The organism is Inquilinus sp. CAU 1745, assembly GCF_039839375.1.
Taxonomy (GTDB): Bacteria; Pseudomonadota; Alphaproteobacteria; order DSM-16000; family Inquilinaceae; genus JBDOQU01.
Genome location: NZ_JBDOQU010000009.1, coordinates 109,054 through 134,294 on the forward strand (window position 1 = coordinate 109,054; position 25,241 = coordinate 134,294).

The window sequence follows — 25,241 nt, forward strand, 5'->3', positions numbered from 1 at the left end:
CCGGCCAACTCGCCCTCTTTCAGGGGGCGAGTTGGCCGCCGATCATTGTTCGCCAGACCACATGCCGCTCATCCTTCAACCGGCGGCGCGGAACGTTTCGATCGCCTTGCGGATATCGCGTTCGAGATTTATGGCGCAGTCTTTCGTCAGCCCGCCGGCGATCACGGAGGCGTGGCTTTCCCCCTCGCCCCGCAACATCAGTGTGAAACTTCGGGCTGCCTGCCGCCGCCCCAGGCCGCGCCCGACCATGGAGGACGTGGAAACGCCGTTCGGTCCGGGCATAAGCGGGTCTTCGCTGATTTTGACGCCATGATAATCGACATGCAGGTCGGCGATCCGTTCGAGCGGCACTCCGACATCGCCGCTATGAATCCCGTGCGGGGAAACGGAGATCGCGACCGGCTTCCGGTGCCGCGCCCCGGGCACGACAAAACTTCCCGCGACCACCAGATAGAGCGCTATCGCCGCATAAAGAAGCCACGCCGAATAAGCGCCCCAGAGCGCCAGAAAAACGCCGAGCGGCAACGGCACGAGCACGGCCAGCCATGACGCGCGCGCCGGTTGCACGTCATAGACATAACCGCCCCGCGCGGGGTCTTCACGACGTTTGAAATCGGCCGTCGTCTTGTTGAAGCAGGTGCGCGCCAGGTTGGAACCGCCGAAGTGCCGGGCGATCGCAATGAAGATGGCCACTGGAATGGCCACTCGAATGACCGGAGCGAGCCAGCCGATCAGAAAATCGCCAGTGAAGAACAGCAGGACCGGCAAGACATTCAGCGCCACGAATGCAATTGCCACCCAGATCAGGACACGTTGCCATGTGGGGCGCGCGCCTTTTGGCGTCGGCGTTCCGGGGGACTGACTTTCGGCCGCGGTCATGGGGAGCCCCCGGCGTGTTTGAAGCCGCGCCGTGCGGCCGGGAAATGGCAGCATCCTTGCCCCATGGTCCTTCCCCATTCCGGCGTCAACGAGCGGTAGTCGATCGGACTATTCCGCTCGTTCGTTGATACGCATGAAGAATGTCGATTTCGTCCCCTGTTCAGGGGAGAAATTCCGGCGACGTATCAAGTGCCGCAACGCTGCGGGCGATCAGCGCCACGACTTCCGCCTGCCGGTGCGTGCCGGTTTTGGAAAGAATGCCCTTGAGATGGGATCGGACGGTGGCGGCGCCGATGCCGCGCCGGCTTGCGATATTGTCAAGAGACATGCCGCAGGCAAGATCGGCCGCCACCAGCGCTTCCATGCGCGTGAAACCGAACAGCCGACGCAGGCCGGTTACGGTGACTGTGGCGGCCTCCGGGTCGCGCACAATCACAAGCGCCGAAGGCCGGACCGGCGCGGCATCGCCCGACATCGGCAAAGGCGCCATGATCATCGTCAGGGGCAGGCGACCCGCACGGGGAATCATCATGGCCGTCCCGGGCGCCGCGGGCCGTCCTCCAGCGGAGTCAATGCAGGACAGTATCTGCCGCTTCATGCGCTGATCCAGCAGATCGTCCCGCAATCCCAGCCGACCCTGCTTGCTGCCGAGGCCGCCATCTTCCCGCAGGAGGGCGTCCGCGCGTTGGTTCAGCGTGACGATCCGACAGCGTGCATCCACGGCAAAGACGGCGGCGTCGATCCGCGCCAGTGCTGCTTCGGCCACTGCCTGGCGCGCGGCCGAATTCGAGAGTTGCTGGCCGATCCAGAGGGCGCGTTGAAGGTGGGGCAACAGAACCGACACCTTGTGTCGGTCTCCGTTTTCGTACGGCTCCGCATTTCTGGGCCGATGGATTCCCAGAACGCCAAGCGCGCCATCTCCGGCGGGAAAGACCGCTCCGGCCATGTGGTAGATGTCAAGGGAGTGTAGCCACTCCTGATAGAAGCCGCTTTTGCGTTGCTCGGCGGGAGACACAAGATCCTGATCGGTGACAACCTGTGAAACGCCGAAACGTGCAGAACGGCGCACCCATAAGTCCCGTTGGTGCCAGTCTGCCGCCCAGGATTGTTTGTCGTCCGGGATCAGGAGGTTATCGGTATTGTCCAGAAGCCGGATGTCGTCGTCCGCGCCGTGGAGTTTCAGAACGGCGCTGCTGGAATCGAGCGCAGCCGCAATTTCGGGGGCTATGCCCACCCACAGGGCTTCATCGGTCGCCGCCTCGTAAAAGCGACCGATCAGGCCGGAAAGCCGGACGTCGATGGCAGTGTGTGACGACAATTCTTCCCGCCGAAACCAAGCCGCCCCAATTATGTAAAATTGAATGTATTGCCTGAGGCTACGCTTTCCAATCCTCAATCTGAAGGATGTTCGGGTGAGGGGCCGGCATCTCCGCCGCTTCTGTCACCGGCTTCCCCATTCCAGCATCTTCTCCGCGAACCGCTTCAGCACCGGACGTACCTTCGCGGCCTTTGCCTCGTCGAACGCATAGGGCGGATCTTCGTTCATGTAGGCGATCTGGGACAGTTCCATCTGCACAGCATCGATGCCGTTGGCCGGGTCACCGTAATGTCGCGTGATGTAGCCGCCTTTGAAGCGGCCGTTGACCGCCGTCTCGAACCCGCCGGAATCCTGGCAGACGAGCGCGAGGCGGATGGTCAGCGCCGGCTGGGCTGACGATCCGCCGGCTGTGCCGATGTTGAAGTCCGGCAGCCGGCCCTCGAACAGGCGGGGTACCTCGCTCCGGATGGTGTGGGCGTCCAGCAGCAGGACATGGCCATGTTCCGCCCGCAGACGGTCCAGCCTTTCGGCCAGGAAATCATGGTAGGGCCGCCACCAGGCGTCGCGCCGGTCGGCGATCTCCTCCGACGTCGGTTCCTGTCCTTCGAGGTAGAGCGGCGTCCCGTCGAACTGCGTCGTCGGGACCAGCCCCGTCCCGGCCTGTCCGGGATAGAGGCTGGCATCGTCCGGCGGACGGTTGAGATCGACGACATAGCGGGACTGGCGGGCGATCAGCCGGTGCGCGCCCAGCGCTTCGGCGAAATCATAGAGCCGCGCGACGTGCCAGTCCGTGTCCGGCAGCGTCCGCGCCTCGTCCGTCATCCGCTCCGCGATCTCCGCCGGCAGTTCCGTCCCGTCATGGGGGAAGGAGATCAGGAGCGGCGTCGACCCCTCATGGTAGGTGAAGATATTGCTCACGACGCCGCTCCCGAAGGCAGCAGCGAATCGCCGAACGGCCGGAAGGCCCCATCGGCCACCAGGGCCGAGGCGGCTTCGATGTCCGGGGAAAAGAACCTGTCCTCGCCATAGCGCGCCACCCGGCCGCGGACGATCCCGAACGCCTCCTCCAGCCGGGGGGAGGAGGTCAGCGGCCGGTGGAATTCGATCCCCTGGCAGGCGGCCAGAAGCTCTATCCCGACGATCGTGGCGGTGTTCAGCGCCATCGGCCCCAGCCGGCGCGCGGCGAAGGTCGCCATGGAGACATGGTCTTCCTGATTGGCGCTGGTCGGCAGGCTGTCGACCCCGGCCGGATGGGCGAGGGACTTGTTCTCGCTGGCCAGGGCTGCCGCCGTCACATGGGCCAGCATGAAGCCGGAATTGACGCCGGCATCATCCACCAGGAAGGCCGGCAGGCCGCTCAGCGAGGCATCGGTCAGGAGCGCCACCCGACGTTCCGATAGTGCGCCCACCTCCGCGATCGACAGCGCCAGCCCGTCGGCCGCCATCGCCACCGGCTCGGCATGGAAATTCCCGCCGGACAGCACCTCGCCCGTGTCCGGGAAGACGATCGGATTGTCGCTGACGGCGTTCGCCTCGATCTCCAGCACGCGGGCGGAATGGCGCATCTGGTCCAGACACGCCCCCATCACCTGTGGCTGGCAGCGCAGGCAGTAGGGGTCCTGCACCCGGTCGCAATCGATGTGAGATTCCTCAATGGTGCTGTGCTCCAGCAGCGCCCGGTAGGAAGCCGCCACGTCGATCTGCCCCGCCTGTCCGCGCAGGTCGTGCAGCCGCGCGTCGAACGGCGTCCGGCTGCCCTTGGCGGCGTCCACCGACAGCGCCCCGGAGACCAAAGCGGCGGCGAAGGCGTCCTCCGCCGCGAACAGCCCCATCAGGCCCAGCGCGGTCGACGCTTGCGTGCCGTTCAGCAGCGCCAGCCCTTCCTTGGGCGCCAGAATCAGCGGCTCCAGCCCCGCCTGTCGCAGCCCGTCTGCGGCGGCCCAGCGCCGGCCCTTGACCCGTACGTCGCCCACGCCGATCAGCGCCGCGCTCATATGCGCAAGCGGGGCCAGGTCGCCCGAAGCGCCAACCGATCCCTTGGCCGGAACGCAGGGCGTGATTCCATGCTCCAGCAGCTTCAGCAGCGCGTCGATCACGTCGGTGCGGACGCCCGACCGGCCGCGCGCCAGGCTGTTCACCTTCAGCGCGATCATCAGCCGGACCGTGGCGTCGTCCATCAGTTCCCCCGTCCCGGCGGCATGGCTGAGGACGAGGTTTCTCTGAAGCTGCTCCAGCCGGTCTCGCGCAATCCGCGTCTGCGCCAGCCGGCCGAAGCCGGTATTGATGCCGTAGACGCTGTTGCCTGAATCCAGGATGGCGGAGACGGTGCGCGCCCCGTCCTCCACGCCCGCGCGGCAGGCAGGGTCCAGCGTCACCGGCCCCGTTCCTCGCGCCACCGCGCGAAGCTGCGCCAGAGTCATCCGGCCGGGAACGATATGGATCGAATCGCCCGTCATTCCGCCGCCCTCCGGATCATCGGCAGGTTCAGCCCCTGCTCATGCGCGCAGTCGATGGCGATATCATAGCCGGCGTCGGCATGGCGCATGACGCCGGTGCCGGGATCGTTGGTCAGCACACGTTCCAGCCGCCGCGCCGCCTCCTCGGTCCCGTCCGCGACGATCACCATCCCGGAATGCTGGGAGAATCCCATACCGACCCCGCCGCCATGATGCAGCGACACCCAGGTCGCGCCGGATGCCGTGTTCAGCAACGCGTTCAGCAGCGGCCAGTCGGACACCGCATCGGAGCCGTCCTGCATCGCCTCGGTCTCCCGGTTCGGGCTGGCGACCGATCCGGAATCCAGATGGTCGCGGCCGATCACCACCGGCGCTTTCAGGGTGCCCTCGGCCACCATCTGGTTGAAGGCCAGGCCCAGCTTCGCGCGCAGCCCCAGCCCGACCCAGCAGATGCGCGCCGGCAGGCCCTGGAACTGGATGCGCTCGCGCGCCATGTCCAGCCAGTTGTGCAGATGAGGATCGTCCGGGATCAGCTCCTTCACCCGCTGGTCGGTGCGGTAGATGTCCTCCGGATCGCCCGACAGCGCCGCCCAGCGGAACGGGCCGATCCCCCGGCAGAAAAGGGGGCGGATATAGGCCGGCACGAATCCCGGAAAGGCGAAGGCGTCCTCCACCCCCATCTCCTGCGCCATCTGCCGGATGTTGTTGCCGTAATCCAGCGTCGGCACGCCGGCCGCGTGGAAGTCCAGCATGGCGCGGACCTGCGCTGCCATCGATTCCTTGGCGGCGCGGACGACGCCCTCGGGATCGCTGCGCCGGCGCTCCTCCGCCTCGGCCCAGCTCCAGCTGGCGGGCAGATAGCCGTTCAGCGGGTCATGCGCGCTGGTCTGGTCGGTGACGGCGTCGGGCCGGACGCCGCGACGGACCAGTTCGGGGAATATCTCGGCGGCGTTGCCCAGAAGGCCGATGGAGATGGGCTGGCCCGACCGTTTTGCCTCCTCGATCATCGCCAGCGCCTCGTCCAGCGTATCGGCCCGGTGGTCCAGATAGCCCGTCGCCAGCCGCCGGTCGATGCGCGACGCCTGGCATTCCACCGCCAGCATGGAGGCGCCGGCCATGGTGGCGGCCAAAGGCTGCGCGCCGCCCATGCCGCCCAGCCCGCCGGTCAGGATCCAGCGGCCCTTCAGGTCGCCGTCATAATGCCGCCGCCCGACCTCGACGAAGGTCTCGTAGGTGCCCTGGACGATCCCCTGGCTGCCAATATAGATCCAGGACCCGGCCGTCATCTGGCCGTACATCGCCAGCCCCTTGGCGTCCAGCTCCCGGAAATGCTCCCAGGTCGCCCAGTGCGGCACCAGGTTGGAATTGGCGATCAGCACGCGCGGCGCATCCGCATGGGTACGGAACACGCCGACCGGCTTGCCCGACTGCACCAGCAGCGTCTCGTCATCCTTCAGCGTCTTCAGCGTGCCGACAATGGCATCGAAGCATTCCCAGTTCCGCGCCGCCTTGCCGATCCCGCCATAAACCACCAACTCGTCCGGATTCTCCGCGACGTCGGGGTCCAGATTGTTCATCAGCATCCGAAGGGGAGCCTCGGTCTGCCAGCTTCCGGCCGTCCGTTCCGGCCCGCGCGGCGCCCGGATCACCCGGCGGTTCTGCGTCTCTGTCATGGTCCGTTCCCTCGTAAATCCGGCTTTCGCGCCACCATAGAAGACGATGCGGCGCGAATGAACCATCCCGTGCGCGACAAAAGCTGCCCGATGTTCGATACCGAGGCCCTGGCTGAGCCCGTGGAGGAAACCGTCACGGCATAGTCATTTTTTGCGTGAGGTGACGCTCAATTGACGTTAACGTAAACGTCAAGATCAGGCGCGAATAATGACGCCTTGTTGACACAATCGGCGGGGCCGGTGAACGGGCCTCGCCTTGGGGGAAGGAAACGGAACAGATGACGATTTTTCGGGGTAGGCTCGCCACGACGACGGCGCTCGGCGGGCTTGTGATCGGACTGGGGGCCGGACTGACTGTCGGGCAGGCGCAGGCCGCCGGCTTCTACATCCAGGAACAGAGCGTCACCGGCCTCGGCCGCGCCTTCGCCGGCGAAGCCGCGGCGGGCACGGACGCCAGCACCATCTTCTTCAACCCCGCCGCGATGACGGAGCTGGAGAGCGCGGAGATCAACGCCGGCGTCCATCTGCTGATCCCGCGCGCGGACTTTGAAAACGACGGTTCGACGGCGGGGATTCCCGGGCTGGGCTTCTTCCCCGTGACGGGCGACAGCGACAATCCCTACAGCCCGACGCCCGTGCCAAACCTTTACGTCGCCTATCCGTTCATGGACGACCGGCTTTGGGTCGGCGTCGGGGTCACCGCGCCCTTCGGTCTCGCCAACGAGTATGAGGAGGATTGGTTCGGTCGCTATGATTCCGTGGAGACGGAGCTGACGACGATCAATATCGGCCCGGCGATCGCCTACAAGGTCAACGACAAATTCTCGATCGGCGGTGGCATCGACATCCAGTACGCCGATGCGACGCTGACGAACAAGATCCCGGCCGGCCTGCCGGCAAGTCCGGCGACCGATCTCAACGCCGACCTGCAGGGTGACGACTGGTCCTACGGCTTCAACCTCGGCGCGACCTTCGAGCCGACCGAGGAACTCCGCTTCGGCGTTCACTACCGCTCCGCCATGAGCCATGATCTCGAAGGCGAGCTGCTGGTCACCACGGCCGCGGGCGCCGCGGTTGTCGACACCAGCGGGGCGGCGGAACTCAACCTCCCCGACATCGCATCCTTCGGCGTCGCCTACGACGCCACGCCCGCCCTCACCCTGCTCGGCGGCGTGACCTGGTTCGGCTGGAGCAATTTCGAGGAGATCGCCGTGGTTCGCGGGGATGGCGTGCCGGTCGTTCCTATCGAGCAGGGATACCAGAACACCTTCGCCTTCTCCGTCGGCGCCTCCTATGAGCTGAACGATCAGTGGACGTTCCGCGGCGGCTTCCAGTATGACGAAACCCCGACGACGGACGAACACCGCACGACCAGGACTCCCGACGGCGACCGCTACTGGCTTTCCGCCGGCGCCAGCTATGAGATCAACGAAAGCTTCGTGATCGACGCGGCGTTCACGCACATCTTCATCGATGACGCGGAGGTGGATGTGAGCAGAACATCGACCGGGTCGCCGATCGTCGCCAACGTTGCCGGCACCAGCGAGAACAGCGTCGACATCGTCTCGATCGGCGTGCGCTACCGGTTCTGATACGAACCTCAAGCCGCAAGCTGCGCGGGCGGTGACTTCTCGTCACCGCCCGTTTCTCGTCAACGGACCATGGATTCCGGCTCGGGGGCCGGAATGACCAACAAAAACAATGTCATTCCCGACTTGATCGGGAATCCATAGGCCGTCGATGATTCACCCATCCCCCATCTTCAGCGCCGCGATGAAGGCGGATTGCGGGATTTCCACCTGGCCGAACTGGCGCATCCGCTTCTTGCCTTCCTTCTGCTTCTCCAGAAGCTTCCGCTTGCGGCTGACGTCGCCGCCATAGCATTTGGCCAGCACATCCTTGCGCAAGGCGGAGATGCTTTCGCGCGCGATGATCCGGCCGCCGATCGCGGCCTGGACGGCGATCTTGAACATCTGGCGCGGGATCAGGTCCTTTAGCCGCTCGCACAGCACGCGGCCGCGCCGCTCCGCCTCCGACCGGTGGACGATGATCGACAGGGCGTCGACCGGCTCCTGGTTCACCAGGATCGCCATCTTGACCAGGTCGCCCTCGCGATAGCCGTCCCACTGGTAGTCGAAGCTGGCGTAGCCCCGGCTGATCGATTTCAGCCGGTCGTAGAAATCGAACACCACCTCGTTCAGCGGCAGGCGGTAGACCAGCATGGCGCGGTTGCCGGCGTAGGTCAGCTCGATCTGCTCGCCCCGCCGTTCGGTGCAGAGCTGGAGGATGCCGCCCAGATACTCGTCGGGCAGCAGGATCGTGGCCTTGATCCACGGCTCCTCGATCCGGGCGATCTTCATCGTGTCGGGCATGTCGGCCGGGTTGTGAAGGTCGATCACCTCGCCGGAGGTCATGTAGAGCTTGTAGACCACCGAAGGCGCGGTGGTGATGAGGTCCAGATCGAATTCCCGCTCCAGCCGCTCCTGGATGATCTCCAGATGCAGGAGGCCAAGGAACCCGCAGCGGAAGCCGAAACCCAGCGCTGCCGAGGTCTCCGGCTCGAAATGGAAGCTGGCGTCGTTCAGCGCCAGCTTTCCCAGGCTGTCGCGCAGCCGTTCGAAATCGCCGGCGTCGACCGGGAACATGCCGCAGAACACGACCGGGATGGAGGGCTTGAAGCCGGGCAGGGGCTTCTCCGTCCGGCGGCGGTCCTCGGTGATCGTGTCGCCGACCTTGGTCTCCGTGATCTCCTTGATGCCGGCGGTGATGAAGCCGATCTCCCCCGGCCCCAGCCGGTCGACCAGCACGCCCTTGGGGCTCATGAAACCGACCCGGTCGATCTCCCGGACCGCGCCGGATTTCATGAAGCGGATCTTCTGTCCGGTCGTCAGCACGCCGTCGATGACGCGCACCAGCACCACGACGCCCAGATAGGGATCGTACCAGCTATCGACCAGCATCGCCTTCAGCGGCGCCGTCTCGTCGCCCTCCTTGGGCGGCGGCAGGCGGGTGACGATCGCCTCCAGCACGTCGTCGATGCCGATGCCGGTCTTGGCGGAGATCATGACGGCGTCCGACGCGTCCAGGCCGATCACGTCCTCGATCTGCTCCTTCACCCGGTCGGGCTCGGCCGCCGGCAGGTCGATCTTGTTCAGGATCGGTATGATCTCATGATCCTGCTCGATCGCCTGATAGACGTTCGCCAGGGTCTGCGCCTCCACGCCCTGGCTGGCGTCGACCACCAGCAGCGATCCCTCGCACGCCGCCAGCGACCGGCTGACCTCGTAGGAGAAGTCGACATGGCCCGGCGTGTCCATCAGGTTCAACTGGTATTCGACGCCGTCCTTGGCCTTGTAGGCCAGCCGTACCGTCTGCGCCTTGATGGTGATGCCGCGCTCGCGCTCAATCTCCATGGAATCGAGCACCTGAGCCTTCATCTCGCGATCCTCAAGCCCGCCGCATTTGTGGATGAGGCGGTCGGCCAGCGTCGACTTGCCATGGTCGATATGGGCGATGATCGAGAAATTGCGGATGTGGTCGCGGTGGATGGCCATGGAACCTGGGATATCTCGGGCGGGGAAAACGCGCTGGAAAATAGGGCTACGCCGCCCGAAGCGCAACGGAAGGCTGACGGGCGGCTGTCAGGCGGGTTGCTTCGGCGCCAGCGTGCCTGCCGCCGGCGCGATAGCCGGCACCGCGCGGACCGTTTCGCGGTGGAGGATATAGAGGCCGCTGGCGATCACCACCGCGCCGCCGATCAGGATCGTCACATCCGGAATATCCCGCCAGATGACATAGCCGAACAGTACCCCCCACAGCATCTGGCTGTACTGGAAGGGCGCGATGACGGCCGCCGGGGCCAGGCGGAACGCGCTGGTGACCATCACCGTCGCGAAGCCGTTGATCAGCCCCGCCAGCGCGAACAGCATCAGGTCGCCAGGCGTCGGAGCGACGAAGCCCAGCGGCGTCAGCGCCAGTCCCGCCAGCACGATCGTCCCATGGGTGTGGAAGGCGAAGGAGACGGCGGTTTCCGTCCGTCCGGCCCAGCGGACCAGCAGTACGCCGCAGGAATAGCTCATCGACCCGACGATCGCGCCCAGCGCGCCCAGCGACAGGACCCCCGATCCCGGCCGCAGCATGATCAGGATGCCGGCGAAGCCGACCAGCACGGCCAGCCAGCGCCGCCAGCCGACCTGCTCCTTCAGGAACGGGACCGACAGCGCGGTGATGAATAGTGGAGAGGCGAAAAGGATCGCATAGGCGTCGGCGAGCGGCATCCGGCTATAGGCGTAGAACGCCCCGAACGCGCCGGCGATGGAGATCAGCCCGCGTGCGAGATGGAGGAGCGGTCTCCTGGTCCGCAACGTGCTCAGCCCGCCTCTGTGGTGGGCGACCAGCAGAACGGGCAGCAGCGCGAAGCTGGAGTTGAAGAGGATGATCTGGTGCAGCGGATAGCCGGCACTCAACCATTTCACCACCGTGTCCATGGTGGTGAAGAGGGCGAAGGCGATCGCGGCGGTGGCGATGCCCACGCTGACGGAGGGCGCGCGAGGGAGTGCTGCGGCGGCAAGGACGGTCATGACGGTCCGGATGACAAGAGTACCGGACGTGGCCGCCGGCGAGGCGCATCATGCGCCGGTTCCGGTTAACGGAGGATGAGCGAAGATCGCGGGTCCGCCACGCGCCGGTCGCGGGTCTGGCGTTCGGCCCGTACGATGTCGCCGGCATAGGAGGCCAGCACGCCCTCCACCAGTTCCGTGACCAGCAGCCGTTCGGGCTTCTCGTCCGGCATGGCGATGCCGTGCGGCGCGGCCGGGAGGAAGCCGAACCGCTTGTAGTAGGCCAGATCGCCGACCAGCAGCACCAGCCGGTGCCCGCCCCAGGCCGCCAGGTCCAGCGTCTGGAAGGTCAGCGAGGCCCCGATGCCGCGCCCTTGCAGCCGGGGCGCGATCGCCAGGGGCCCCAGCAGCAGCGCCGGGTTGGAATCCTGCCCGACGGTGATTGGCCAGTAGCGGATGGACCCCACAATCTCCCTGTCACCCTCCCCGTCATCCAGCCGGGCGACGTAGCTCAGGCTCTCGACCGGCGGAACGTCCTCGCGATAGCGGTAGGATATCTTGGCCTGGCGTCCGGAGCCGAACGCCTCGTCCAGAAGCCGTTCGATCTGGTCGGAATCCTCGGCGCTCTCGGCGGCGATGTGGAACATGGGGGAGGGTCCTTCGGGGAAACAGCTTCATCGGGAGGGAGGCGCTTATCGGGAGCCCCCGTGCTGTTTGCCGAAGAACCGTCGGAATCCTCAGTTCGCTGAGGACAGGACGGACGCACGCCAGCCGGGACAATCGCGCCGCACGGGGGATCCCGTACGTCGACGTCGTCGCAGGCTGAGATGGCAGGTCGCATCCATGGATTCGCTCTATCGGGCAAAAGAGCTGGCGTGTCAACGGTTTCAGGAAGCTTCAGGCGGCGCTCATCCTGCACCGTACGCGTCGGCGGCAACGGCCTATGGATTCCGGGTCAAGCCCGGAATGACCAACAAAAACAAAATCATCCCGGACTTGATCCGGGATCCAGGGGCACAGACGATCCGAACCTTCGCCCGGCATCTATGATTCCTACGCCCGCAGCGTCCCGCCCAGCTTCTCGACGGAAGCGACAATCTTCTTCGCCACCGCTTCGATGTCGGCGTCGGTCAGCGTGGCGTCGGATGGTTGCAGCGTCACGGCGACGGCCAGGCTCTTCTTCCCATCCGGCACGCCCGCGCCGCGATAGTCGTCGAACAGGGCGGCGTCGGCGACCAGCTTCTTGTCCGCGCCCCTGGCCGCCCGGATCAGCCGGTCGGCCGGCAGGTCGGCATCGACCAGGAAGGCGAAGTCGCGCTCGACCGGCTGGAAGGGCGACAGCTTCAGCAGCGGCTTGGCCGTGCCCGGCTTCTTCTTCGGCTGGGGGACGGAATCCAGGAACGCCTCGAACCCGATCACCGGCCCCGCGACGTCCAGCGACTCCAGCACGGAAGGATGCAACTCGCCGAAATGAGCCAGCACGTTCGGCCCCAGCCGCAGCACGCCCGACCGGCCGGGATGGTACCAGTCCGGCGCGTCCGTCGTGACCTGGAGATTGGCCGCCGGCGCGCCCGCCGCCTCCAGCGCCGCCAGCGCGTCGGCCTTGGCGTCGAAGGCGTCGACCGGCCTCGGCTTCTCCGCCCAATGGCGCGGGCCGGAGCGGCCCCGGCGAACGCCTGCGGCGACCAGCGCCTGGCCGTCCTCCTCCGGCGTCCGGTAGATCGGGCCGACCTCGAAAAGGCCGACATCGGGGAAGCCACGGTCGGCGTTTCGCCCGGCGGCCTGGACCAGATTGCCCAGGATCGACGGACGCATCACGTCCAGATCGCTGGAGATCGGGTTCACCAGCCGCAGCCCGTCATGCTGGAAGCCGAACTGCGCGGCATGGGCGGACGCCATGAAGGACCAGGTCACCGCCTCGTCCAGCCCTCGCGCCGCCAGCGTTCGCCGGACGATGCCGGCGGCCCGCTGCGGGGGCGTCAGCGACGGCTTGGTGATCGGGTCGATGCGGGGCAGGGGGACCGAAGGGATGGCGTCGAAGCCCTTGACGCGCAGCACCTCCTCCACAAGGTCGGCCTCGCCCTCGATGTCGGCGCGCCAGCTCGGCGGGATGACGGCGAGGTCTTCCTCATCGTCGCGGGAGGAGCCGGTCTCGACCTTGCAGCCCAGCGCGCGCAGCGTCCGGACCTGCTCGTGCAGCGGCACGTCGACGCCGCCCAGCGCGGCGACGCGGGAGGGGCGCAGATGCAGCGCCCGCCGCCATTCCGGCGCCTCACCGGCGATAACCGGCTCCGACGCCTCGCCGCCGCAAAGCTCCAGGATCAGCCGCGTCGCCTGCTCCATGCCGACGATCACGGCGTCGGGATCGACCCCGCGCTCGAACCGGTAGCGGGCGTCGGAATCGATCTGGAGCGTCCGGCCCGTCGCCGCCGTGCGCAGCGGATCGAACAGCGCGACCTCCAGGAACAGCTCCGTCGTCTCCCCGGTCACGCCCGTCCGTTCGCCGCCGACGATGCCGCCAAGGCTTACCGGGCCCTCATCGTCGGCGATCACGGTCACACCGGCCGGGAGGACATAGCTCTTGTCGTTCAGCGCCGCGATCTCCTCCCCACCCTTCGACAGGAACAGGCGAAGGTCGCCCTTGACGGCCGCCGCGTCGAAGACGTGCAGCGGCCGGGCGCGGTCCAGCGTGAAATAGTTGGTGATGTCGACAAGCGTGGAGATCGGGCGCAACCCCACCGCCCGCAGCTTCGCCTGCAGCCAGTTCGGGCTGGGGCCGTTCCTGACGCCCCTTATGTGCCGCCCGACGAACAGCGGGCAGGCGGCCCTGTCCTCGGCCGCGAAATCCAGATGGACGGAAATCGCGCTCTTGAAGCTTCCCGCCACCGGTTCGCCCGACAAAGGCTTCAGCGTCCCCAGCCCCTTGGCCGCCAGGTCGCGGGCGATGCCGCGCACGCCGGCGGCGTCGGCGCGATCCGGCGTCAGCCCGATATCGATCACCGGGTCGTCCAGGTTCATGTATCCGGCGAAGGCGGCGCCCAGCGGCGCGTCGTCCGGCAGGTCGATGATCCCGTCATGTTCGTCCGACAGGCCCATTTCCCGTTCGGAAACCAGCATGCCGTTGGATTCGACGCCCCTGATGACGCCCTTCTTAAGCTCGATACCGGTGCCGGGGATGTAGGACCCGGCGGGCGCGAAGACGCCCTTCATGCCGGCCCGCGCGTTCGGCGCGCCGCAGACCACCTGGACGTCGCCCCGTGGCGTCTCCACCACGCAGACCCGCAGCTTGTCGGCGTCGGGATGCTTCTCCACCGACTTCACATAGGCGATGGTGAAGGGGGCCAGCGCCGCGCCCTGGTCCTCCACGCTCTCGACCTCCAGGCCCAGCGATGTCAGCGCCTCGACGATCGCCTCCAGCGGCGCGTCCGTCTCAAGGTGATCCTTCAGCCATGACAGGGTGAATTTCATCTGCTTTGGTCCGCTGTTTCTCTAGTGCGATGGTTTCAACGCCTGGTTCCCAAGCATTGAAAGTTCAGCGCGTCAGCCCGTGGGTCATGGACGGCATGTCCAGCGCGGCGAAGCCGTAATGGCGCAGCCAGCGCAGGTCGGCGTCGAAGAAGGTGCGCAGGTCGGGAATGCCGTATTTCAGCATCGCGATGCGCTCGATCCCCATGCCGAAGGCGAAGCCCTGATAGCGCTCCGGGTCCAGCCCACAATTGCGGATGACGTTGGGATGGACCATCCCGCAGCCCAGGATCTCCAGCCAGTCGCCATGATTGCCCAGCTTCAACTCCCCGCCCTTGCGCGAGCAGCCGATATCGACCTCCGCCGACGGTTCGGTGAAGGGAAAGAAGCTGGGGCGGAAGCGCAGCGGCAGGTCGTCGATGTCGAAGAAGGCGCGGCAGAACTCGATCAGGCAGCCCTTCAGGTGGCCCATATGGGTCGCCTCGTCGATCACCAGCCCCTCCACCTGATGGAAGACCGGCGTATGGGTCATGTCGTAGTCCGACCGGTAGGTCCGGCCGGGCGCGATGATCCGGATCGGCGGCTTCTCCGTCAGCATGGTGCGGACCTGCACCGGGCTGGTGTGGGTGCGCAGAACCGTCTTCGACCCGTCCGCGCGATCGGGCAGGTAGAAGCTGTCGTGCATGTCCCGCGCCGGATGGCCGGGCGGGAAGTTCAGCGCCGTGAAATTGTGGAAGTCGTCCTCGATGTCCGGCCCCTCGGCGACCCTGAATCCCATGTCGCCGAAGATGGCGGTCAGCTCATCGATGGTCTGGCTGATCGGGTGCAGCCGTCCGGAGGGGGAGGGGCGGGCGGGCATCGTCACATCGACCCGCTCGGCCTCCAGCCGGGCGGAGAGTGCGGCCCGCTGGAGGCCGGTCTTCCGCGCCTCGATCGCCTCCGCGATCTCATCCTTCAGGACGTTCAGCGCCTGTCCCATCTCCCGCCGCTGGTCGGAATCCATGCCGCCCAGCGTCTTCATCAGGCCGGTGATCCGGCCCTTCTTGCCCAGCGCGGAGACCCGCACCTCGTCCAGCGCGGCCAAATCGCCGGCTTCGGCCACGGCGCCGTTCAGTTCGGCCTTCAACGCTTCCAGACTGTCCATCGTCGGTTCCCCGAAATCCTTCGGACATGAAAAAAGGGGCCATGCCGCCAAGGCCTGGCCCCTCACTTTTCCCGAGACTGGCGGGCGTCCTGCCGGAAACCGGAAGGGCGCCGCTCCTGTCCCGCGTTACTTGAGCGCGGCCTGGGCCTTTTCGACCAGGGCCTTAAAGGTCTCCGGCTCGCGGATTGCGATGTCCGACAGGACCTTGCGGTCGACCTCGATGCCGGCCAGCCCCATCCCGTGCATGAACTGGGAATAGGTCAGCCCGTGTTCGCGGACGCCGGCGTTGATCCGCTGGATCCAGAGCGCGCGGAAGCTGCGCTTCTTGTTCCGGCGATCGCGGTAGGCGTACTGAAGGCCCTTCTCGACCTTCTGGATCGCGACGCGGAAGCTGGAATTCGACCGGCCCCGATAGCCCTTGGCGAGCTTCAGGACCTTCTTATGACGGGCGTGGGTGGTGACGCCCCTTTTGACGCGTGCCATGGTTCAATAGCCCCTTTAACCGTTCGGCAGCATGTAACGCTTCACCTTGCGGGCGTCGGCGTCACACATGATCTTGGTGCCCTGGTTCCGCTCCTTCGCGGCCTTCGACTTGGTCAGAAGGCGGTGGCGGCGGTAGGCGCTGTTGAACTTCACCTTTCCGGTGGCGGTCAGGGTGAAACGACCCTTCGCGCTGCTCTTGGTCTTCATCTTGGGCATTTCGGTCCCTTTCAAGAAGAGTGGACTGCCGCGTCTGGAAACGCGGTCCGGGCGGTTGGGCATGCCCACGGGGTCATTGATCGACCCGGCCTCGCCGCCCGATGGAGGCGCGGTTTATAACCGCCCGCCCCGCCGCTTGCAAGGGCCGGTTTCGCCGCGCCTTCGGGGAGACGGTCTCAGGTGATCGCCATCCGTTCCCGCGCGTCGGCGACCCCGGTCAGCCATCCCTCCAGATCGTCGATCACATGGTCCGCCGGGTCGTCGCCATCGTCGGGGCTGGCCCAATCCTCGCCGCCGCCGCGCAGCCAGACTGTCGTCATGCCCAGCGCCCGCGCCGGGGTGAGGTTGCGGGCGATGTCCTCGACCATCGCCGACCGGCCGGGCGCGATCCCGAACCGCGCGATCATCCGGTCATAGGTTGCGGGATCGGGCTTCGGCACATAGTCCGACGCCACGATGTCGACCATGTCGTCGAAATGCCGGGCTACGCCAAGCTTCTCCAGGATGCGTTCGGCATGGGCGACCGACCCGTTGGTGAAGATCAGCTTCCGCCCCTCCAGCCGCCCCAGCGCGTCGTCCAGCGCGGCGCTGACGGCGACGGGCGTTAGATCGATGTCGTGGACATAGTCCAGAAAGGCCGCCGGATCGATGCCATGGACTGTCATCAGCCCGCGCAGCGTCGTCCCATGCTCCCGGAAATACTGCTTCTGCAACGCGCGCGCCGCCACGGAATCCAGCGCCAGTTCGCGGCAGATGAACTCCCCCATCCGCCGGTCGACCTGGGAAAACAGGTCGCACGACGCCGGGTAGAGCGTGTTGTCGAGGTCGAATACCCAGGATTCGACATGGTGGAGCGGGGCTATGGTCGTCATGGGCGGCGACCCTATCCCAAAAGCAGCCGTTTGGGGAGTGCGGCGGCATGGGCGCGTCGCGCCCCCGTTAAGGCCCCCTTAACGGCCTGCTTCCTACGGTTGAGCCCCTGTCTATCCGCTGCGCGGGATCCGCAAATCGCCGATGCGCCTGTTCGCCTTTGACAAGCCCAAGCGGTTGCCTCCGGAAGGAGCTGCCGACGGTGAGGCCGCGTTGGTCCGCGCCTGGCCCGGCCCCTGCTTCCGGATCGGCTTCGACGGCGCGGTCCGCCTCGCCAATGAAGAGGCGCGCGCCCTGCTGGCGGAACGATCCTCAAATTCGGCCTGGTGGGACGATCTCTGCGACTGGCTGATGGCCGGCGGCGGCGATCACGGGCCCTTCCGGACCTCCGTGATCGACCGGCCCGACGGGATGGCGCTCATCGAATGGACCGTCGTGCCGGGTGAAGATGACAGCGCGCTGCTGCTGGGCCGGGACGTGACCGTGGAGCGGACGCTTCGCGATGCGCTGGTCGATTCGCGCCAGCGGCTGCGCGACCTGATCGACCTCGCCGCCGACCTGGCGTGGGAGACCGACGCCGGCGGCCGCTTCGCCTTCCTCGCCGGGAACGGCCTTCCGGGCTGCGATCCGGCCGATCTCGTCGGACGGCCGGCGTCCGACCTTCTGGCTGAGGGCGACATCGCCCGATCGCCCTTTGAGACGCGCCGCCGCCTGATAGACGCGCCGCTGGACCTGGTCTGCCGCGGCTCGCGTCTCGCCGGCCGCGTCACGGCGCGCCCGCTGGCGGACGCCGCGGGAAGCTGGTCCGGCGCGCGCGGCGTGTGGAGGATGCTGGATCGGCGCGTCCCGTGACCTTCACGGAAGAAGTCGGCGGCTCCGGGGATGACGGCTATCGCGACGCGAAGCGGTCGGCCCGCGACCCGAACGTCGCAATCCGCGCCGAAACCGCGCGCCGGACCGACATCGCGCCGGAATTCCTCTATTTCCTCGCCGCCGACTCCGCGCGCGGGGTGAGGGCGGCTGTCGCCGCCAACCTGGCGACGCCCCGGCAGGCCGACAGGCTGCTGGCTGATGATCCCTCAGCCGCCATCCGTCGCCGCGTCGCGGTCAAGTCGGCCGATGCCCTGCCGCGCAACGGCGCACCTGATCCCGGCCCGCCGGACCGGCTGCTGGTCGATTTGCTGGAGGTGGCGGCCGCGGACCGCTCGGTCGCCGTCCGGGGCGCGGTTTCCGAACGGCTGGCCGATCTCGACCATGCGCCCGCCGGAATCGTCAGGCGGCTGGCGGCCGATCCGAATGATCGGGTCGCCGGGCCGGTCCTGGAACGGTCGCGACAACTCGCCGAGGCCGATCTTGACGCGATGCTGGCGGAGCCGCCGTCCCCCGGCGCCCGCGCCGCGATCGCCCGCCGGGGGACGCTGTCCGCCGCGCTGGCCGACCGGCTGGCGCGGACGGACGATATCGGCGCCATCGCCATCCTCCTCGCCAATCACGGCGCGCAGATCAGGGAAGACACGCTGGACCACCTGCTCGACCGCGCGCCGCGCCATGAAAGCTGGCATCGGCCGCTCGTGGACCGACCGTCGCTGCCGGCTCGCGCGGTGGAGCGGCTCTCCTCCTTCATCGCACTGCCGCTACTGGAGGCGCTGAAGCGTCGGCCGGACCTTGATTCCGGTCTTCGGCGGTTCGTCGCCGCAAGGGCGGAAACCGCTCGGGAGAACGCCAAGGCCGGGCTGGGCGGTGAAATTCTGGACGCGCCGCCGACCGACGAGAAGGTGGAGGATGCGATCTTCGACCGGGACCGGACCTTCGTGGTCGCGGCGCTGTCCCGGCGCAGCGGACTCGCCAGACCGCTGGTTGCGCGCATCCTGGGGTCGGGCAGCGCCAAGGGCATCGTTTCGCTGGCCTGGAAGGCGGGGCTGCCCGTCGGCCTCGGGGTCAAGCTCCAGGCCCATATCGGCAATCTGCCCGCCCGCGCCATGCTTCCGGCGCGGGATGGGACAGCATATCCGCTGACGGAGGCGGAGATGGTCTGGCAGTTGGAGTTCTTCGCCGGCCGTTAGCGCCGGTGGCGCTATTTGTCGCCGATCAGCGTCCCCGCGCCGCCGTCGGTGAATATCTCCAGCAGCAGAGCGTGGGGCACGCGGCCGTCCAGGATGACGGCGGCGTCGACACCGGTATCGACCGCGCCCACACAGGTTTCGACTTTCGGGATCATGCCGCCGCTGATCGTGCCGTCCTCGATCAGCGCGCGCGCCTCCTCCGCCGTCATCTCGACGACAAGTTGCTTGGCCTTGTCCAGGACGCCCGGCACGTCGGTCAGGAGGAACAGCCTTGTCGCGTTCAGTGCGGCGGCGATCGCGCCGGCGACCGTGTCGGCGTTGATGTTGTAGGTCTCGCCTGACGGTCCGACTCCGATGGGAGCGATCACGGGAATGAAGTCGGTGTCCTCGAAAGCCTCCAGGACCTCCGGGTTGATGATGTGAGGTTCCCCGACGAAGCCCAGATCCAGGATCTTCTCTATGTTGCTGTCGGGATCGCGCCGGGTCCGGCGCAGGCGGCGGGCCTGCATCAGATTGCCGTCCTTGCCCGACAGGCCGATCGCCTTGCCGCCGACCTCCTGGATCGCCGACACGATCGATTTGTTGATCGATCCGGACAGCACCATCTCGACGATGTCGACCGTCTCCCGATCGGTCTTGCGCAACCCGTCGATGAATTCCGACTGTATCTTCAGCCGGTCCAGCATCCGGCCGATCTGCGGGCCGCCGCCATGAACGACCACGGGGTTGATGCCGACCTGCTTCAGCAGCACCACATCGCGCGCGAAATCCTGCGCCAGCGTATTGTCGCCCATGGCGTGGCCGCCATACTTGATGACGAAGGTGGCGCCGCTGTAACGCCGCATGAAGGGCAGCGCCTCGCTCAGCGTGTTCGCCTTCTCCAGCCATTCGTCCAGGACGGGGCTGGCGATCCTGAATTGTTCCTTGGCGTCGGTCATGGCGGCGGACTCTACTTCAATGGGGAAGGGGTCGCCAGCATCGCCAGCGCGGCACGAAGCTCCGCGACGCCGGTCCCGGCCTCCGCGCTGGTGACGTGGATGTCGGGGAAGGCCGCCGGATGCTTCTTCAAGGCCGCTTCGACCGTCCCGGCGACGCGGAAAAGCTCGCCCGCCTTCACCTTGTCGGCCTTGGTCAGCACCACCTGATAGGGCACGGCGGCCTGGTCCAGAAGCTTCATGATATCCAGGTCGCTGGGCTTGATGCCGTGTCGCCCGTCGATCAGCACGCAGGCCCGGCGCAGCGTGACCCGGCCCTTCAGATAGGCGCGCAGCAGCTTCGTCCAGTCTGCGACAAGCGATTTCGACACCTGGGCGTAGCCGTATCCGGGCAGGTCGACCAGCCGCACCCGCCCGCCCAGGTCGAAGAAGTTGAGCTGCTGCGTCCGGCCGGGGGTGTTGGAGGTGCGGGCCAGCGTGTTGCGGCCGGTCAGCGCGTTGATCAGGCTGGACTTGCCGACATTCGACCGCCCGGCGAAGGCGATTTCCGGCAGGTCGGCCGGCGGCAATTGGTCGATCGCCGCCGTCGCCCAGATGAAATTGCATTCCTGGGCGAAGAGCAGGCGGCCGTCCTCGATCTCCTGCGCCGTTGGCGGCGCAACCAGCGCGCTCGTCATCGGCTTCGGCCCTCGGCCGCGTTAGGGCCGCTCACCCTTTGCGCCGGGCCCGCTGCCCGCCGCCGGACTGCTGACGCTTGCGGCGGGGGGCGGGTGCGGCCTTGGCGACCGCGCCTTCGGAAGCCGGGGCGGGAGCGGACTCCTCTCCCTTGGCCTCGGCCGCCGGCTCTTTGGCGGCTTTCTTCTTGCCGCCGGAAGGCGGCGTCGCGGGCGCGTCCGGCGTCTCCGGTCCGCCGCCGATCTTCACGCCCATCCGCTTCATGATCACCCATTGCTGGATGATCGACAGGGTGTTGTTCCACGCCCAGTAGATCACCAGCCCGGCCGGGAAGGAAGCCAGCATGAAGGTGAAGACGACCGGCAGGAACATGAAGATCTTCTGCTGCACCGGGTCGGCCGGGGCGGGGTTCAGCTTCTGCTGCGCCCACATGGTCACGCCCATGATCAGCGGCCATATGCCCAGCATCATGAAGGATGGCGGGTCCCACGGGATCAGGCCGAACAGGGTAAAGAGGTTCGTCGGGTCCGGCGCCGACAGATCCTGGATCCAGCCGAAAAAGGGCGCGTGCCGCATCTCGATGGTGACGAACAGCACCTTGTAGAGCGCGAAGAAGACGGGGATCTGGATGACGATCGGCAGGCAGCCCGAGGCAGGATTGACCTTCTCGCGCTTGTAGAGCGCCATCATCTCCATGTTCAGCTTCTGGCGGTCCTCGCCATAGCGTTCGCGCAGCGCGGTCATCTGCGGCTGCAGCTTCTTCATCGCCGACATCGACTTATAGCTCTTGTTCGCCAGCGGGAAGAACAGGGCCTTGACGACGACGGTGAAGATCAGGATCGCCACGCCGAAATTGCCGACGACGCCATAGATCCAGTTGATCGCGTAGAAGAAGGGCTTGGTCAGGAAGTAGAACCAGCCGAAATCGATCGCCAGATCGAAGTTGGTGATCCCGAGTTCCTGCTCATAATGGTCGATGACCGGCACTTCCTTGGCGCCGGCGAACAGGTGGGTCGTCTCCTCGATCGTCTGGCCAGGCTCCAGCGGCCGGGTGTCGGCGCCATAGGTCGCGTAGTAGCGGTTCTCGCCGGCTTCCGTCTGATGGGCGAACTGCGCGTCGAAGGTCAGGTCCTGGTTGGGGGCCAGCGCCACCAGCCAGTATTTGTCGGTGAAGCCCAGCCAGCCGCCCGTCGACTCCATGGCGACTGTGCTCTCCTCCCGGATGTCCTCGTAGCTGTACTCCTTCAGCGTCTCGTCGAAGACGCCGTAGGGGCCTTCATGCAGGATGAAGAAGCCCAGAGTCTCCGGCGTGCCGAAGCGCAGAATACGGCCATAGGGGGAAAGCTGGACCGGCGCTCCCGTCTCGTTCGTCACCCGCTGGGTGACCGTGAACATGTAATCCTCGTCGACCGAGACTGTGCGCTCGAACAAGAGGCCCTGGCCGTTGTCCCAGGTCAGCGTGACCGGGTTTTCCGGCGTCAGGATGTCGCCGTTTGCCGTCCAGCGCGTGTCGGGGCCGGGGACGGCGATGTCGGCATTGTTCGCGATCCAGCCGAAATCGGCGTAGTAGGGGCTGGGCGCGTTGCGCGGCGACAGCAGGATGATCTCCGGACTGTCCGGGTCGATCGTCTCCTGGTAATCGGCCAGCGTCAGATCGTCCAGCCGGCCGCCGACCAGCGACAGCGACCCGTGCAGGCGCGGCGTGTCGATCCGGATGCGGTCGGTCTGGGCCAGCGCCTCCTCGCGCGGCAGTTCCTCCAGCGATCCCGAACCGTCGAGCGTGGGCGCGCGGCCGGGCGAGGCGGTGGGGTCGGCCACGCCCTGCGGCGCGCTTTCCGAAGCGCCTGTTTCGTTCTGGGCGGCGGGAGAGGGGGCCGGGGTGGGCGTCGGGAACAGAAGCTGGAAGCCAAGCAGGATGGCGACGGACGCGACGATCGCCAACAAAAGGTTCTTCTGATCCGGCATTGGGAAAACTCCGGCTCCTGACGCCAAACCGCGCCGGGCCCTGTCTGAAATGGGTCTAGGGGACGTGCGTCCGATGTGGTTGCGCCGGCCCGTGGGCGCACCGTGCGGCGGCTCCCGGAGCGGCGATGTCTGATACGGGGTCGAATCCCTCGCCGCCGCCGGGGCGACAACGGGCGATGCGCCGGACGGCCATCAAACCTCCCCGGACCGCGCCGTGCGCCGTTATAGCGTCGATCGCGTATTCCGAACAGGTGGGACGGAACCGGCAGCCATGCCCCATGAAGGAGGACAGGGTGTAGCGGTAGCCCAGCACCAGCCCCTTGAACAAATAGGCCAGCGGGCTCATGGCATTGTTTCCGTCGGGTCGCGCCAGATTTTCAGCCGGCGCAGCGCGCCAGTCAGATCGTCCTTCAGCGCGGCGTATGGCCGCGCCGGCGTCGCGCCCCGCGCGATGACCACGAAATCATGGCCGGGCGCGGCGTGGGCGGAAAGGATCTCTGCCGCGGCCGAACGCAAGCGACGCCGCGCCCGGTTCCGGATCACGGCGTTTCCGACCTTGCGGCTGGCGGTGAAACCGACACGCACGGCGGGTTCGTCCTCTCGCGGTTGCTGCTGCCCGTCATGCCTGCGGACCTGAAGGATCAGCCCCGGCATGACGGCCTTGCGGCGCGTGCCGGCGACGGCCAGGAACTCCGCCCTGCGGGTCAGCCGTCCGATCGACGGCGCGCCGGCGAGCGTCTTCGGGCCGCGCCGCGGCATCGCGCGGGCGCGGCCTGTCAGGCCGACAGGCGCTTGCGGCCCTTGGAGCGGCGGTTGGCGATGATACGGCGGCCGCCGACGGTCGCCATGCGAGAGCGGAAGCCGTGCCGCCGGGCGCGGACGAGCTTGCTGGGTTGATAGGTGCGTTTCACGGAACGCTTCTCCCTTGAAAACCGGTCTTGGCAGGAAAAAATCGAGCGCGGCTTATAGGCGCTCGACCGGCTCAAGTCAATCTCGACCGATCGAGTTGGATCGCCCGGCCGAACCTCGTCGCTTGCCGCGCCGCCGACTTTGTGGCAAGGCCGCGTTTCGCGGTTGGCGCGCGGGTTTCGACTGTACGATAAATGCGCCGACCACTGGTCGTTTCGGATCGCCCTCACCATCCTAAGAGCCATGGCCGACGGATCGGAAGAAAATACATTCTCGGGCCGGCTCAGCCGCTATGCCCGGGTCTCGACCTCGATGGGCGGGCTCGCCGCCCGTCTGGCGGGCGAGCGTTATCTGGGGATGAAGCTGGAGCGCGGGAAGCACGCCAACGACCTCAAGGAGGCGCTGGGCGGCCTTCGCGGGCCATTGGTCAAGGTCGCCCAGATGCTGGCGACCATTCCGGAGGCATTGCCGAAGGAATATGTCAGCGAGCTTCAGCAGCTCCAGGCGAACGCGCCGCCCATGGGCTGGCCCTTCGTCAAGCGGCGCATGACGTCGGAATTGGGTCCCAACTGGTCTTCGAAGTTCAAGAGCTTCGAGAAGGAGGCCGCGGCCGCCGCCTCGCTGGGCCAGGTTCACAAGGCCTACCATCATGACGGCCGCCTGCTGGCCTGCAAGCTTCAGTATCCCGACATGCAGTCGGCCGTGGAGGCCGATCTGCGCCAGTTGAAGCTGCTGATCGGCATCTACGAACGCTACGATAAGGCCGTCTCGACCAAGCAGATCCAGGTCGAACTGGCGGCCCGCCTGCATGAGGAGTTGGACTACCGGCTGGAGGCGAAGCACTGCGCCCTTTACGCCGATATCCTGAAGGACGAGGCGACGGTCCATGTGCCGGAGGTGGTGCCCGAACTGTCCACCGGCCGCCTGCTGACCTCGACCTGGCTGGAAGGCCAGCCGATCCTGAAATTCGTCGCCGACCATCCCGACGCCCGCGACGCTCTGGCGCTGAACATGTTCCGCGCCTGGTACGTGCCGCTTTATTATTACGGCGTGATCCATGGCGACCCGCATCTGGGCAACTATTCGGTCCGCCCGGACAAGTCGATCAACCTTCTGGATTTCGGCTGCGTCCGCGTCTTCCCGCCGCGCTTCGTCGCCGGGGTGATCGACCTCTACCACGCGCTGCTGGAGGATGATGAGGAGCGCGCGGTCCAGGCCTTCCGCAATTGGGGCTTCACCAACATCACGCGGGAGGTGGTGGACGTCCTGACCATCTGGGCGCGCTTCCTCTACGCGCCCGTGATGGACGACCGCGTCCGCACGATGGGGGAGACGAATAACGGCGTCTACGGCCGGGAGACGGCGGAGAAGGTCCATGCCGAACTCCGCCGCGTCGGCGGCGTGGAGGTGCCCCGCGAATTCGTCTTCATGGACCGCGCGGCGCTCGGCCTCGGCTCCGTCTTCATCCATTTGAAGGCGGAGATCAACTGGTACCGCCTGTTCAACGAACTGATCGAAGGCTTCAGCGAGAAGAAGCTGACCGCCCGGCAATCCAAAATGCTCGCCAAACACGACGTCCCCGCCGCCGAAGCGGCGTGAGGATTCCTGTTCGTTCGCGCGATTGATAACGT

24 protein-coding genes are annotated in these 25,241 nt (G+C 66.7%); 5 read left to right on the top strand and 19 right to left on the bottom strand.

Annotated elements, in window-relative coordinates:
* Positions 1–75: 75 nt before the first annotated feature.
* From AAFN89_RS12515 to hutU, 5 genes are all read right to left on the bottom strand, one after another.
* Positions 76–879: a hypothetical protein gene (locus tag AAFN89_RS12515; protein ID WP_347539394.1), complete on the bottom strand. Its 804-nt coding sequence runs from the start codon at positions 877–879 to the stop codon at positions 76–78.
* A gap of 160 nt (positions 880–1,039) precedes the next feature.
* Positions 1,040–2,197, bottom strand: a complete 1,158-nt coding sequence (locus tag AAFN89_RS12520; RefSeq protein ID WP_347539395.1) for a LuxR C-terminal-related transcriptional regulator — start codon at positions 2,195–2,197, stop codon at positions 1,040–1,042.
* Between the two features lie 123 nt (positions 2,198–2,320).
* Positions 2,321–3,115, bottom strand: coding sequence for an N-formylglutamate deformylase (gene hutG / locus AAFN89_RS12525; protein ID WP_347539396.1), 795 nt, complete (start codon positions 3,113–3,115; stop codon positions 2,321–2,323).
* Positions 3,112–4,653 (bottom strand): histidine ammonia-lyase, encoded by a 1,542-nt coding sequence (hutH, locus tag AAFN89_RS12530; protein WP_347539397.1) that lies wholly within the window; start codon positions 4,651–4,653, stop codon positions 3,112–3,114. The genes hutG and hutH overlap by 4 nt, the downstream gene beginning before the upstream one ends.
* Positions 4,650–6,326 (bottom strand): urocanate hydratase, encoded by a 1,677-nt coding sequence (gene hutU / locus AAFN89_RS12535; RefSeq protein WP_347539398.1) that lies wholly within the window; start codon positions 6,324–6,326, stop codon positions 4,650–4,652. Before hutU ends, hutH begins: the two co-directional genes overlap by 4 nt.
* Positions 6,327–6,604: 278 nt before the next feature.
* Between hutU and AAFN89_RS12540 the strand changes: the two genes are divergently transcribed.
* Positions 6,605–7,918 (top strand): outer membrane protein transport protein, encoded by a 1,314-nt coding sequence (locus AAFN89_RS12540; RefSeq protein ID WP_347539399.1) that lies wholly within the window; start codon positions 6,605–6,607, stop codon positions 7,916–7,918.
* Between the two features lie 153 nt (positions 7,919–8,071).
* On the opposite strand, the gene lepA is transcribed toward AAFN89_RS12540, so the two are convergent.
* The 3 genes from lepA to AAFN89_RS12555 form a co-directional block, all read right to left on the bottom strand.
* Positions 8,072–9,880 (bottom strand): translation elongation factor 4, encoded by a 1,809-nt coding sequence (gene lepA, locus AAFN89_RS12545; RefSeq protein WP_347539400.1) that lies wholly within the window; start codon positions 9,878–9,880, stop codon positions 8,072–8,074.
* Positions 9,881–9,967: 87 nt separating this feature from the next.
* Positions 9,968–10,906, bottom strand: a complete 939-nt coding sequence (locus AAFN89_RS12550) for a DMT family transporter (protein ID WP_347539401.1) — start codon at positions 10,904–10,906, stop codon at positions 9,968–9,970.
* Between the two features lie 65 nt (positions 10,907–10,971).
* Positions 10,972–11,532, bottom strand: a complete 561-nt coding sequence (locus AAFN89_RS12555) for an N-acetyltransferase (RefSeq protein WP_347539402.1) — start codon at positions 11,530–11,532, stop codon at positions 10,972–10,974.
* A 196-nt stretch (positions 11,533–11,728) separates the two neighbouring features.
* Between AAFN89_RS12555 and AAFN89_RS12560 the strand changes: the two genes are divergently transcribed.
* Entirely contained in the window at positions 11,729–11,935 is a 207-nt protein-coding gene (locus AAFN89_RS12560) for a hypothetical protein (protein ID WP_347539403.1), read from the top strand.
* 3 nt (positions 11,936–11,938) lie between these two features.
* On the opposite strand, the gene pheT is transcribed toward AAFN89_RS12560, so the two are convergent.
* The 5 genes from pheT to AAFN89_RS12585 form a co-directional block, all read right to left on the bottom strand.
* Positions 11,939–14,353 (bottom strand): phenylalanine--tRNA ligase subunit beta, encoded by a 2,415-nt coding sequence (pheT, locus tag AAFN89_RS12565; RefSeq protein ID WP_347539404.1) that lies wholly within the window; start codon positions 14,351–14,353, stop codon positions 11,939–11,941.
* A 64-nt stretch (positions 14,354–14,417) separates the two neighbouring features.
* Complete coding sequence (gene pheS / locus AAFN89_RS12570; protein ID WP_347539405.1) at positions 14,418–15,494, bottom strand: phenylalanine--tRNA ligase subunit alpha; 1,077 nt, start codon at positions 15,492–15,494, stop codon at positions 14,418–14,420.
* A 126-nt stretch (positions 15,495–15,620) separates the two neighbouring features.
* A complete protein-coding gene (rplT, locus tag AAFN89_RS12575) occupies positions 15,621–15,977 on the bottom strand; it encodes a 50S ribosomal protein L20 (protein ID WP_347539406.1) in 357 nt (118 codons plus the stop codon).
* Positions 15,978–15,992: 15 nt separating this feature from the next.
* Complete coding sequence (gene rpmI / locus AAFN89_RS12580; protein ID WP_347539407.1) at positions 15,993–16,193, bottom strand: 50S ribosomal protein L35; 201 nt, start codon at positions 16,191–16,193, stop codon at positions 15,993–15,995.
* 176 nt (positions 16,194–16,369) lie between these two features.
* The gene (locus AAFN89_RS12585) at positions 16,370–17,065 is read right to left on the bottom strand and encodes a pyrimidine 5'-nucleotidase (protein ID WP_347539408.1); all 696 of its coding nucleotides are present in this window, start codon (positions 17,063–17,065) and stop codon (positions 16,370–16,372) included.
* Positions 17,066–17,276: 211 nt separating this feature from the next.
* Between AAFN89_RS12585 and AAFN89_RS12590 the strand changes: the two genes are divergently transcribed.
* Together AAFN89_RS12590 and AAFN89_RS12595 are read left to right on the top strand one after the other, a co-directional pair.
* Positions 17,277–17,915 carry a PAS domain-containing protein gene (locus AAFN89_RS12590; protein ID WP_347539409.1) on the top strand — a complete coding sequence of 213 codons (639 nt, stop codon included), beginning with the start codon at positions 17,277–17,279 and terminating at the stop codon, positions 17,913–17,915.
* Positions 17,912–19,126, top strand: a complete 1,215-nt coding sequence (locus AAFN89_RS12595; RefSeq protein WP_347539410.1) for a DUF2336 domain-containing protein — start codon at positions 17,912–17,914, stop codon at positions 19,124–19,126. The genes AAFN89_RS12590 and AAFN89_RS12595 overlap by 4 nt, the downstream gene beginning before the upstream one ends.
* 11 nt (positions 19,127–19,137) lie before the next feature.
* Here AAFN89_RS12595 and argB read toward each other — a convergent pair whose 3' ends face one another.
* The 6 genes from argB to rpmH are packed head-to-tail and all read right to left on the bottom strand — an operon-like array spanning position 19,138 to position 23,612.
* Positions 19,138–20,064 (bottom strand): acetylglutamate kinase, encoded by a 927-nt coding sequence (argB, locus tag AAFN89_RS12600; RefSeq protein WP_347539411.1) that lies wholly within the window; start codon positions 20,062–20,064, stop codon positions 19,138–19,140.
* A gap of 11 nt (positions 20,065–20,075) precedes the next feature.
* The gene (gene yihA, locus AAFN89_RS12605) at positions 20,076–20,738 is read right to left on the bottom strand and encodes a ribosome biogenesis GTP-binding protein YihA/YsxC (protein ID WP_347539412.1); all 663 of its coding nucleotides are present in this window, start codon (positions 20,736–20,738) and stop codon (positions 20,076–20,078) included.
* Positions 20,739–20,769: 31 nt separating this feature from the next.
* A complete protein-coding gene (gene yidC, locus AAFN89_RS12610) occupies positions 20,770–22,701 on the bottom strand; it encodes a membrane protein insertase YidC (protein WP_347539413.1) in 1,932 nt (643 codons plus the stop codon).
* A gap of 55 nt (positions 22,702–22,756) precedes the next feature.
* On the bottom strand, positions 22,757–23,047 hold the full coding sequence (yidD, locus tag AAFN89_RS12615) for a membrane protein insertion efficiency factor YidD (RefSeq protein ID WP_347539414.1): 291 nt from the start codon (positions 23,045–23,047) through the stop codon (positions 22,757–22,759).
* Positions 23,044–23,460, bottom strand: coding sequence for a ribonuclease P protein component (rnpA, locus tag AAFN89_RS12620; RefSeq protein WP_347539415.1), 417 nt, complete (start codon positions 23,458–23,460; stop codon positions 23,044–23,046). The genes yidD and rnpA overlap by 4 nt, the downstream gene beginning before the upstream one ends.
* A gap of 17 nt (positions 23,461–23,477) precedes the next feature.
* Positions 23,478–23,612 (bottom strand): 50S ribosomal protein L34, encoded by a 135-nt coding sequence (rpmH, locus tag AAFN89_RS12625; protein ID WP_347539416.1) that lies wholly within the window; start codon positions 23,610–23,612, stop codon positions 23,478–23,480.
* 241 nt (positions 23,613–23,853) lie between these two features.
* Between rpmH and AAFN89_RS12630 the strand changes: the two genes are divergently transcribed.
* Positions 23,854–25,209 (top strand): AarF/ABC1/UbiB kinase family protein, encoded by a 1,356-nt coding sequence (locus AAFN89_RS12630; protein ID WP_347539417.1) that lies wholly within the window; start codon positions 23,854–23,856, stop codon positions 25,207–25,209.
* Positions 25,210–25,241: the final 32 nt, after the last annotated feature.